A 10,571-nucleotide genomic window follows, 5' to 3' on the forward strand; every position below is an offset into this window, starting at 1 on the left:
CACTATTGCAATAACGAGGAAACAGAAAGCATACCCTTTAAATCCTACAAGTAAACCGATAATAGTTGTTCCCAAGAAAGCCCCAACATTAACGAACGAATATTGAGTAGAGAATGCTCCGTCTAATTCACCGGGATCATCGAAAAGTCTACCTGTTATAGCATTTGTCTGACACTTAAATAATCCTGTACCTAAAGATACTAAGATAATCATTAAGTTAACCATTCCTACACTATTAGCTTGCCATCCCACTAAGTAACCCGCTCCCATGAGTAGCATACCGATAGGCACAAGGTACCTGGCTCCAAATACCCTGTCTGAAAGATACCCTCCAATTATTGGTGCTAAGTAAGTAAATGCTACCAAGTTTGCTGTTATTTTTGCTGCATCTCCTGGTCCAATTCCTAATCCACCATCTGCTATCTTAGCAACTAAGAACACTGCGATCAACCATTTAGCTGAATAAAATGCAAATCTTTCAAATACAAAAGCCATTGAACATACATAAAATCCTAGTGGCTTTTTTCCTGCTTTTTCCATCTTCATTTCCCTCCGATTAAAAAAATAATGTTGCTTTTGTATCTATAAAAAACCAAGTTTCTTTCTCTAAATTAAGATAAGTAACAATGATTTTAAGTATCCTAACTATTTATTCTTGACTAAACTTTTTTTCTAAAATTTAATTTATAAACTAATACATCGTGCCATTTTCTGAAATTTAATCTACCTAAAATTATCTGTATAGACAAAGATAGGAAATTTCATCCTCTACTTTTACTAAAAATGAACTATCTGCTTCCACTTCAAAAGTATTTCCTGCTTCCACTTCCTCCCAGTTTTCATTCCCAGGTAACTTTACTGTCATCTTACCACAAGTTACAGTCATATACTCCTTCTTAGAAGTTCCGAACTTATATTCTCCAGGAGCCATGACTCCTATTGTTGCTGATCCTTCACTATTTTCAAAACTAAGAGATTTTACCTTCCCATCAAAATATTCATTTGTATTAAACATTAATCTTTCCCCCTTGTTGTCTATTTAGACATTTCTTTTGATTTTTCTGTACATCTTCTCATAGCTGCAATCACTGCATTTCTGAATCCTTTTTCCTCTAAAACCGTTACTGCCTCTATCGTTGTTCCCCCTGGAGAACACACCATGTCTTTAAGCTGACCAGGGTGCATTCCAGTTTCTATTACCATTTTAGCAGCTCCTAATACTGTTTGAGCAGCCATTTTATAAGCTTTATCCCTTGGCATTCCATCAAGTACTGCTCCGTCAGCCATAGCTTCTATGAACATATAGACATAAGCAGGTGCAGATCCACTTACAGAAGTAACTACATCCATAAGTTTTTCCTCTACGACCTCAGTACTTCCAAAACTTTCAAACACTCTTATTACCTCTTCTAATTCCTGAGTTTCTATTAGCTTGTTGGGAGTCATAGAAGACATTCCTTCCCCCACTAAAGCAGGAGTATTAGGCATCACTCTAACTACTTTTATACTTTTCCCAAAAGTTGTTTCAGTGCTTTCTATACTCTTTCCTGCGGCTATGGTAACTATAATCACATCGCTTTTAACTGTGTCTTTTATTTGTGAAATAACTACGTTGTATAGATTAGGTTTTACTGCAAGTACCAATATATCGCTTCCCTTTGCTACTTCTAAATTATCGATGGTTGTAGTAACTCCATATTTATTAGCTACAGTCTCTAAACTCTTTTTATTGAGGTCGGATACAAGTATGTTCTTCCCCTGGAATATCTCAGCCTTTACTATCCCACCAATCATTGCTTGTGACATATTTCCACAGCCTATAAAACCTATTTTCTTCATTTTTCTCCTCCGATTCTTTTTTATTTTTTCTAAAACTTCTGTTCCGTTCTTTCTATTATCTCATCCTGAAGTGCTTTATCAAGATTCCAAAAGAAATCACTAAAACCTGCCACCCTTACAATCAGATCCTTATACTCTTCAGGGTTTTTCTGAGCCTTTAAAAGTATATCCTTGCTAATTATATTGAACTGAATATGGTGACCGTCTAATTTAAAATATGATCTTACCAGATGGGCTAGATTATCTAGACCCTGCTCCCCCTCCACCATAGAAGGTGTAAATTTTTGGTTAAGAAGTGTTCCTCCAGTTATCAGGTGGTTCATCTTAGAAGCCGATTTTATAACTCCTGTAGGACCCACCTTATCCATTCCCTTAGATGGTGATATTCCGTCTGCCAGAGGTTTTTTTGCCCTTCTACCATCTGTAGTGGCTCCTATTACTTCACCAAAATACACATGACAAGTGGTAGGAAGCATGTTTATCCTATGTTCTCCACCGTTACAGTTAGGTCTTCCATTTACTTCGTTATAGTAGGCGTAAAATATTTCCTGCATGATATCATCTGCATAATCGTCATCATTTCCATATTTAGGAGTTTTGTTAGCAACTAGGTGAAGGATTTCTTCATGTCCTACAAAATCATCTTTTGCAGCTTTCAGTAACTCCTTCATAGACATCCTTTTTTTATCAAAAACATTGTATTTAATGGATGTCATCATGTCTGAAATATTACCTATACCTACTCCCTGAATATACGAGGTGTTGTATCTCGCTCCCCCTGCATTATAGTCCCTACCCCTTGTAATGCAGTCATCTATGATTACAGACAGAAATGGTACTGGCATTTTTGTTGCATAGAGTCTTTCAATTATCCTATTTCCTTTCACCTTAATATCAATAAAGTGTTTTAGTTGTTTTTTATAAGCTTCAAATAGTTCTTCATAAGTAGAAAACTTTTCTGGATCTCCTGTTTCTATCCCTAGTTTTTTTCCACTCAGAGGATCTAGTCCATTGTGAAGGGTTATTTCTAAAATCTTGGGAAGGTTCATATACCCTGTAAGAATATAAGCTTCCTTACCAAAAGCTCCAGTTTCTATACACCCGCTGTTCCCACCACATCTTGCATCCTCTATTGTCTTTCCTGCAATAAGCATCTCCTGGATTACAGCGTCTGTATTATAAAATGCCGGCTGTCCCCATCCTTTTCTTACTACTTCTAGGGACTTTTTTAAAAATGCTTGAGGAGTTTTTTTACTTATGTGAACATTTGAGCTTGGTTGCAATAACTTCAACTCATCCATTACCTCTAGTATGATATAACTTACTTCGTTGACACCATCCGATCCGTCTGCCCTTACCCCGCCTGTATTAAGGTTGGCAAAATCTGTGTAGGTCCCACTCTCTTTTAGAGTAATTCCTACCTTAGGAGGTGCTGGCTGGTTGTTAAATTTTATCCATAGACACTGTAGCAGTTCTTTGGCTTTTTCGGTATCCATTGTCCCTTCATCTAATCCCTTTATATAAAATGGGTTTAGGTGCTGGTCCAGTTTTCCTGGAGAAAATGAATCCCAAGGGTTTAACTCGCTGATTACGCACAGATGGATGAACCAGTACATCTGAAGCGCCTCTTCAAATGTCTCTGGAGCATGAGCAGGGACTCTGCTACATCTCTTCGAGATATCTAAAAGTTCCTTTTTTCTTGCAGGGTCGCTTTCCTTCTCTGCCATCTCCTTAGCTAGTTCTGAATAACGTTCACCTAGTATCATTACCGCATCACAGGCTATATCCATTCCCTCTAATTGATGCCTTCTGTCCAAGGCTTTTTCGTCAGTGTGAAAGTCCAAGGAATTTATGGCTTTCTGTATGTCGGCTTTAAAATCTAAAAACCCCTTTTTGTATATCTTCTCATCTGCCACTGTGTGACCTGGACCTCTCTGCTCCATAAATTCAGTAAAGATCCCTGCACAATAGCAAGAGTTCCATTCATCTGTTACATTGCTCAATATAGAGTGACGCATAGACCTTTTTTCCCAGTAAGGAATTATTGTTTTTCTTTGGATATTCTTTGCTTCTTCAGATACCTTAAAAGATATCTTTTCTCTCTGGTTCATAACCTCAAAATCATCTATAGTATGACAACATAGTTCTGGATAAGTAGGAGTAACTGCTGGCTTTTCTCCTCTTTCCCCCACAATTAACTCCCCTTCATTTATACACAGCTCTTTTTTACTCATTAACTCTTTTAGTACTAGGGCTCTTAATACTGGGGTGGATACACTCCCTTCATATTTTTTATAGACTTCATCTACTATGATTGCTCTTTCCATTGATATTCTAGGCACTGCTTCTACACTTTGCTTTCTAAGTTTTTTTATTCTTTCTGTCATCATGATTAACCTCCTATTTTTACTTTTATTCCTGCTATTCTAAATTTTTCAGCTATTTCTATCATATCACTATCAGATGGTTTTTCTTCTCCTGTTAATTTGTATTTTTTAGCTAATCTATCATACTTATTCATACCTAATTTATGATATGGAAGTAGATTTACCTGCAGTATATTAAGTTCTGATAGAAACTTCACACAATTATCTACATGCTCGCTATCATCATTTATACCTTTTATAATTGGCATTCTTACATATATATTTTTACCTAGGCTGGATAATTTTTTTAAATTTTCTAATATCAATTTATTGGATACCCCAGTATATTTAATATGTTTTTCATCATCAAATATCTTTAAATCATACAAAAATAGATCTACCTTATCATGAATCTTCTTTATTTTTTTCCAGTCTGAATAACCACAGGTATCAAGAGTAGTATTAATCTTGAGGTTTTTACACCTCTTTAAAACTTCATTTAAAAACTCTCCTTGCATTAAAGGTTCTCCTCCTGAAAAAGTTACTCCTCCTCCTGATTCTTCATAAAAGGGGATATCTTTTTTTATGTGAACCATGAGTTCATCTACATGAACGCTTCTTCCAACATGTTCTTTAGCTCCACTTATACAAAATTCAGCACACCTACCACAAGATTTACACTTTTCTAGTTCTACAAAGGGGTTTCCATTCTTTAATTTTATAGCTTCCTCTCTGCATATTTTTATACATCTACCACAGCCTGTACACTTATCTTCATAAAACATTTCTTCTTCTTTTAGACTTATATTCTCTGGGTTATGACACCACCAACACTTTAATGGACACCCTTTAAAAAATATAGTAGTTCTTATACCAGGTCCATCATGAACTGAATATCTTTGAACATTTACAATTGTCCCCTTCATTTTTCCTCCCTTTTCAGAAACAATAATTTTATCCATTTTTTATTTTATACCGTGAGTATATAACATTTATTTCACTAAGTCCAGTTTTAAATTTACGATTATGAACGTTTCGTTTGTATTTGTAAACAAAATGTCTGTTTTTAATATCGCTAAGGGGCTTCTAAAGGGATTTATCTATGTTAGATTTGAGTAAATCAAAAAAAATTAAATTAATATTGTACCTTTAAATCAAAATAAGATAGAATAAAACTAAATTACAAATTAAACGAAAAGGTGGGAAAGAATTATGATTTATTTTGATAACGCTGCAACTACATTGCCAAAACCAAAAGCCGTTGGAGAAGCTATGGTGGAAGCACTGAACAGTTTTGGAAATCCAAGTAGAGGAGGACACGAATATTCTCTTCGTTCATCTAGGGTTCTTTACGAAACAAGGGAATTACTAGCTAAACTCATAGGTGTAAAAAATCCATTGAATATAGCATTTACAGGAAATTCTACTATGTCTCTGAATATGGCAATCTTGGGATTAGGTCTCAAAGAGGGCGATGAGATAATCACTACAACTTTGGAGCATAACTCGGTACTCCGTCCAATATATAAATTAAAAACAAATGGAGTCAAAGTAAAATTTATTGGTTCAGATAAGGTTGGAAATATAAACTATGAGGAACTAGAAACAAGTATCGGAAAAAATACCAGGGTTATTGTAGCTACTCATGCTTCCAATTTGACAGGAAACCTAGTAGATATAGATAGAATAGGAAAGGCAGCCAAAAAACATAACCTTATTTTTATTGTGGATGGATCACAGAGTGTAGGAGTATTTCCTATAGATGTGGTCAAAAATAATATCGATATACTCTGTTTCACTGGACATAAGGGCCTTATGGGTCCTACAGGAGTAGGCGGGATATATGTATCTCCTAAGATAGATTTGGATACATACCTTGTAGGAGGAAGCGGATCTCATTCATTTTCAGAGGAGCATCCCAAAACTATGCCCGACAAATTAGAAGCTGGTACTCCTAATATCCATGGGATAGCAGGATTAAATGCCAGTTTAAAATATATCTTTAACATAGGGATGGATATAATCCGTGAAAAGGAGCTCTCTCTAGCCAAGACTTTCTATGAAGGAATAAAAGATCTACCAAAGGTAAAAATATATGGAGATTTCACTAGTTTTTATCGTTCTCCCATTGTTACAATAAATTTGGAAGGAATTCTATCTAGCGATCTTTCTGAAGTTTTATCCTATGATTATGGGATAGCTACAAGATCTGGAATCCATTGTGCGCCATTGATGCACAATGATTTTAAAACCAATGAAAATGGGATGGTAAGGTTCAGTTTTTCCCACTATAACACCATGGAAGAGATCTTAAAAACAATCGAGATCTTAAAGGATCTCTCTGAATCTATATAAGGTTTAGTTCTAAATAGCTATAATAAAAAACAGGGTAGAAATTCTACCCTATTTTTTTGTCTAGGAAACTAGAATTTCTTCTGATTAAAATCTGTCTGATACACGAAAGTTAAACACCACATAAAACTTGTATAACTACATACATTCTGGGTTGTTTATTGAATTGACCTCAAAAGATTTAGCATATAAAATAACTGAGAGGGAAAAAAGAAATAGAAAACTGGATAAATAAATACCCAAGGAAATTATTTAATGGTTTAACAAGTATAGATTTAGAAAACATATCTATGTCTGCTTAATTTTAAAGTGGGACAATTAAACTTGCAATTTACCGAAAGAGGCAGTCATTAAGATTAGTTGTAAAAGTCTTGAAGAAATGATAAACTAACACTTGGTGTATAAAAATAAGTATTTTTAATAAATAGGGAGGGAAAATGATATCAATAATTCGTAATATAAACCTCAAGAATGAAGTTCTTGCAGGTCTTACAGTATCTTTAGCTCTGGTTCCAGAAGTTATAGCTTTTGCCTTTGTAGCTGGGATCGACCCATTAATAGGTCTTTATTCATCGGTTATTATCGGTCTTTGTGCTGCAATATTTGGCGGTCGACCTGGGATGATCTCTGGAGCCGCTGGGAGTGTAGCGGTGGTTTTTGTAGCTTTAGTAGCTAGACATGGGATAGAATATCTATTTGCCACAGTTGTTTTGATGGGGTTAATACAAATACTGACAGGTGTATTTAAATTCGGGAAATTTGCACGTATGATTCCATATCCAGTTGTTCTTGGATTTGTAAATGGTTTAGCCATCGTCATCTTCTTAGCTCAATTAAATCAATTTAAAGTTGACGGGAAGTTGATGGTAGGAGCACAGCTATATGTAATGGTAGCTTTAGTATTATTAACTATGGCAATTGTTCATTTTTTACCAAAATTTACAAAGGCTATCCCAGCATCTCTTGTGGGAATAGTAGTAACTACCGGTTTAGCTATGTGGCTAAATAAAATAGGGATTCATATGCCAAATGTTAAAGAGTTTGCAAAGGGTGGAATATCTGGCGGATTACCACAATTTCATATTCCAAATCTGCCAATCAACCTTGAAACTTTAGAAATCATAGTTCCATTTGCAATTACTGCAGCACTGGTTGGTCTTATTGAATCACTCTTGACACTTTCATTAGTTGATGATCTTACAGATACTAGGGGACAGGGGAATCGTGAGTGTATTGGACAAGGAATAGGAAACCTCCTCAATGGATTCATGGGTGGTACTGGTGGTTGTGCCATGATCGGTCAGTCTATCGTTAATATCACAAGTAATGGTAGAGGAAGACTTTCGGGAATTGCCACAGCATTATCACTTTTATCATTTGTTTTATTCGGTTCTAAAATAATTGAAATCATTCCACTAGCAGCTCTTGTAGGAGTAATGTTTATGGTAGTTATCGAAACCTTTGCTTGGGATAGTTTAAAGTTAGGAAAAAAAGTTCCTACAAAGGATATCGTTATAATATTAATCGTTGCAGTTATTACTGTTTTTCATGACCTAGCCCTTGCAGTTATCATAGGAGTTATCATCTCAGCATTAATTTTTGCTTGGGAAAAAGGTAAAAAAATTAGTGCTAGAATCGAATTCAAAGAAAATGGAGCAAAAATATATAGGCTAGATGGTCCACTATTCTTTGGTTCTGCAGTAAGTTTCAAGGAGTTATTCACTCCAAAAGAGGATCCAAAAGAAGTATATATCGACTTTGCTAATTCTCATATCAGTGATCATTCTGCCATCGAGGCAATAAATGCTCTCACAGAAAAATATAGTGAATTAGATAAAAAAATTCATCTAAAACACCTTAGTCCAGATTGTTTAGTATTATTAAAAAATGCTGAGGAAATAATAGAAGTAAATGTATTCGAAGATCCTACATACCATGTGGCAGATGATAGTTTAGCATAAAAAAGCAACATGATATTGCATCCAAACAAGCACAGCTCTAACTAAAAAAGATGATTTCTGTCTTCTACAGGAATCATCTTTTTTAGTTAGATTAATCTATCCTAGGTTTTTTGGAGTTTCCCCTGATATCTACCTCTATCAAACGCTCTATTTTTTCATCTCGATAACCTATCATATAACTGGTCATATTTGCAGCAGAACAGCTGTGATTAGGAATTATTTCTATCTTTGAACCTATTTTTAAATTTGTCTGTCCATTGATTTTAACCTTTGCAACTTCCTCTGAGAGGCCGGTAATCATAAGCTCCGGGTGATCTTTTACAATTCCAAATCCCTCGACAAGTGAACTTCCATGTGCCCCTTTATCTAAACCTAAACACTTACTTCCACAGTCTAAAATAAACAGATCGTCAGTTGGGTGTGAAACAATGGTACTCATAACCGTAAGGGAACACTCTTCTACTGTAGCTGCTCCTAATGCCACCTGGATAGCATCACAGAATACATAATTTCCAGGTCTAGAAACTGTTATATGTGGTGCTTTTATGGCTTCATAGAATGTAGGAGTTGTCCCTGTGGCTACAATATCACACTTATAGTCGGATTTTTTTAAATTTTCAACAGCTGTTTTAGTAGAATTAAGTTCTATCTCAATTATAGAATCGACCTTGTCTTTCCCTGAAACTCCATAAACTTGACCTGTGTGTGTACAAATACCTGAAAATTTTAAATTTTTATAACTATCTATCATTTTTATCGTTGGAACTACTTTATCTGCCTTTACTCCAAATCTTCCCAAACCTGAATCTAGGATAAGGAGGTAGTTTATCTCATCACTATCTAAAACCTGCGAAATCTCTCTGGCTCCCTCTTCTCCATCAAGAGCTATATATACCTCAGCCTTCTTTTTCAATTGGATTATCCTCTTTATATTAGCTTTTCCTAAAACTGGATAAGCTAACATTACTTTTTTTACACCAACTTTTTCAACCACAGCTTCTGCTTCGTCGATGGTTCCTGTGAGTACCCCAGCGGCTCCTGCTTCTACCTGCATCCTAGTTATTTCTGTACTCTTATGAGTTTTCAGCATAGGCCATAATTGTGTTTTATTTGCATTTGCTAATCTTTGAAATTTTTTGATATTCCTCTCTAAAATATCTAAATTTAATAAAAAACAAGGTGTCGTTAAGTTATCTATATGCATATTTCTCGCCCCCTAAAGTAAACGTGATTTAATATAATTAAAATAATTTAACTACATTAAATAAATTATAGTATAATAGATGATTTTTTACAACTATCTTTTAAAATTTAATTTTTTATTATTGACTATATTTTTATGATATAATATTTTATAGATGGTTATATTTGGAGGGGAAAGTGAGCGGTATAAATATTGGAAATAAAATAAAAGAATTCAGAAACTTAAGGGGAATGACCTTAAAATCACTGGCAGAGGCAACGGAAGTGTCCTCCTCTCTTTTGAGTCAGATAGAAAAAGGAAGTGCTAATCCATCGATCAATACAATAAAAAATATATCTGAAAAATTAGATATCCCCCTATTTTTATTTTTTAAGGAAGAGACTCCTCAAGATGATTTTATCGTAAGAAAAGGAAGTAGGAGAAGGATGACATTCTCAAGGGACGAGGAGATATCCTATGAACTTCTCACTCCTGATCTTTCAGGAAGTATTGAATTTATGATCCTTACCCTGACTTCGGGGATGGAATCCTCTGAAAAAAGGAGGGAGCACAAGGGAGAAGAGGTGGCATATATATTGAAAGGGGAAGTTTCTTTAGACCTAGAAGGGGATAATTTCACCCTGTGCGTAGGAGACAGTGCTAAGATAAATTCATATATGAAACATAGATGGAAAAATAATGGAGAAATAACGGTGAAGATCATTTTTGCCGGGGCTGTTGCAAGTTTTGTGTAAACTCTAAAAATTAATGTAAAACTTTTATAAAAAGAGGAGTAATAATTCTTTAATTATTGCTTCTCGTTTTTAATATATTAGAACTTTATTTTTTGTATGTCAATAGCAGAGCCTA

Annotated in this window: 9 protein-coding genes; 3 read left to right on the plus strand and 6 right to left on the minus strand. The window is 34.9% G+C overall.

The genetic code is table 11. The features are described 5' to 3' along the window. The 5 genes from V5784_RS02220 to V5784_RS02240 all read right to left on the minus strand — a co-directional run. A partial coding sequence (locus V5784_RS02220) for an MFS transporter (RefSeq protein ID WP_336887417.1) occupies positions 1-540 on the minus strand: 540 nt, incomplete at its 3' end. A 193-nt stretch (positions 541-733) separates the two neighbouring features. Beyond that, a complete protein-coding gene (locus V5784_RS02225; protein ID WP_336887418.1) occupies positions 734-1,015 on the minus strand; it encodes a pyrimidine/purine nucleoside phosphorylase in 282 nt (93 codons plus the stop codon). 20 nt (positions 1,016-1,035) lie between these two features. Continuing rightward, positions 1,036-1,839, minus strand: a complete 804-nt coding sequence (proC, locus tag V5784_RS02230) for a pyrroline-5-carboxylate reductase (RefSeq protein WP_336887419.1) — start codon at positions 1,837-1,839, stop codon at positions 1,036-1,038. A gap of 29 nt (positions 1,840-1,868) precedes the next feature. Beyond that, the gene (gene hypD, locus V5784_RS02235) at positions 1,869-4,229 is read right to left on the minus strand and encodes a trans-4-hydroxy-L-proline dehydratase (protein WP_336887420.1); all 2,361 of its coding nucleotides are present in this window, start codon (positions 4,227-4,229) and stop codon (positions 1,869-1,871) included. A 2-nt stretch (positions 4,230-4,231) separates the two neighbouring features. Further along, positions 4,232-5,131, minus strand: coding sequence for a trans-4-hydroxy-L-proline dehydratase activase (locus tag V5784_RS02240; RefSeq protein ID WP_336887421.1), 900 nt, complete (start codon positions 5,129-5,131; stop codon positions 4,232-4,234). Positions 5,132-5,417: 286 nt separating this feature from the next. Between V5784_RS02240 and V5784_RS02245 the strand changes: the two genes are divergently transcribed. Continuing rightward, positions 5,418-6,560, plus strand: coding sequence for an aminotransferase class V-fold PLP-dependent enzyme (locus tag V5784_RS02245; RefSeq protein WP_336887422.1), 1,143 nt, complete (start codon positions 5,418-5,420; stop codon positions 6,558-6,560). 434 nt (positions 6,561-6,994) lie between these two features. Beyond that, complete coding sequence (locus V5784_RS02250) at positions 6,995-8,518, plus strand: SulP family inorganic anion transporter (RefSeq protein ID WP_336887423.1); 1,524 nt, start codon at positions 6,995-6,997, stop codon at positions 8,516-8,518. A gap of 91 nt (positions 8,519-8,609) precedes the next feature. On the opposite strand, the gene V5784_RS02255 is transcribed toward V5784_RS02250, so the two are convergent. Then, positions 8,610-9,722, minus strand: coding sequence for an alanine racemase (locus V5784_RS02255; protein ID WP_336887424.1), 1,113 nt, complete (start codon positions 9,720-9,722; stop codon positions 8,610-8,612). Between the two features lie 176 nt (positions 9,723-9,898). On the opposite strand from V5784_RS02255, the gene V5784_RS02260 reads away from it, so the two are divergent. After that, a complete protein-coding gene (locus tag V5784_RS02260; RefSeq protein ID WP_336887425.1) occupies positions 9,899-10,456 on the plus strand; it encodes a helix-turn-helix domain-containing protein in 558 nt (185 codons plus the stop codon). Positions 10,457-10,571 lie beyond the last annotated feature (115 nt).

Origin of the sequence: Psychrilyobacter sp. (genome assembly GCF_037132775.1) — a bacterium.
Classification (GTDB): Bacteria; Fusobacteriota; Fusobacteriia; order Fusobacteriales; family Fusobacteriaceae; genus Psychrilyobacter.

Bases quoted from the DNA above. Each gene is read 5' to 3' on its own strand.
- V5784_RS02225 (WP_336887418.1), bottom strand. From the start codon at position 1,015: ATGTTTAATACAAATGAATATTTTGATGGGAAGGTAAAATCTCTTAGT.
- proC (WP_336887419.1), bottom strand. From the start codon at position 1,839: ATGAAGAAAATAGGTTTTATAGGCTGTGGAAATATGTCACAAGCAATG.
- hypD (WP_336887420.1), bottom strand. From the start codon at position 4,229: ATGATGACAGAAAGAATAAAAAAACTTAGAAAGCAAAGTGTAGAAGCA.
- V5784_RS02240 (WP_336887421.1), bottom strand. From the start codon at position 5,131: ATGAAGGGGACAATTGTAAATGTTCAAAGATATTCAGTTCATGATGGA.
- V5784_RS02245 (WP_336887422.1), top strand. From the start codon at position 5,418: ATGATTTATTTTGATAACGCTGCAACTACATTGCCAAAACCAAAAGCC.
- V5784_RS02250 (WP_336887423.1), top strand. From the start codon at position 6,995: ATGATATCAATAATTCGTAATATAAACCTCAAGAATGAAGTTCTTGCA.
- V5784_RS02255 (WP_336887424.1), bottom strand. From the start codon at position 9,722: ATGCATATAGATAACTTAACGACACCTTGTTTTTTATTAAATTTAGAT.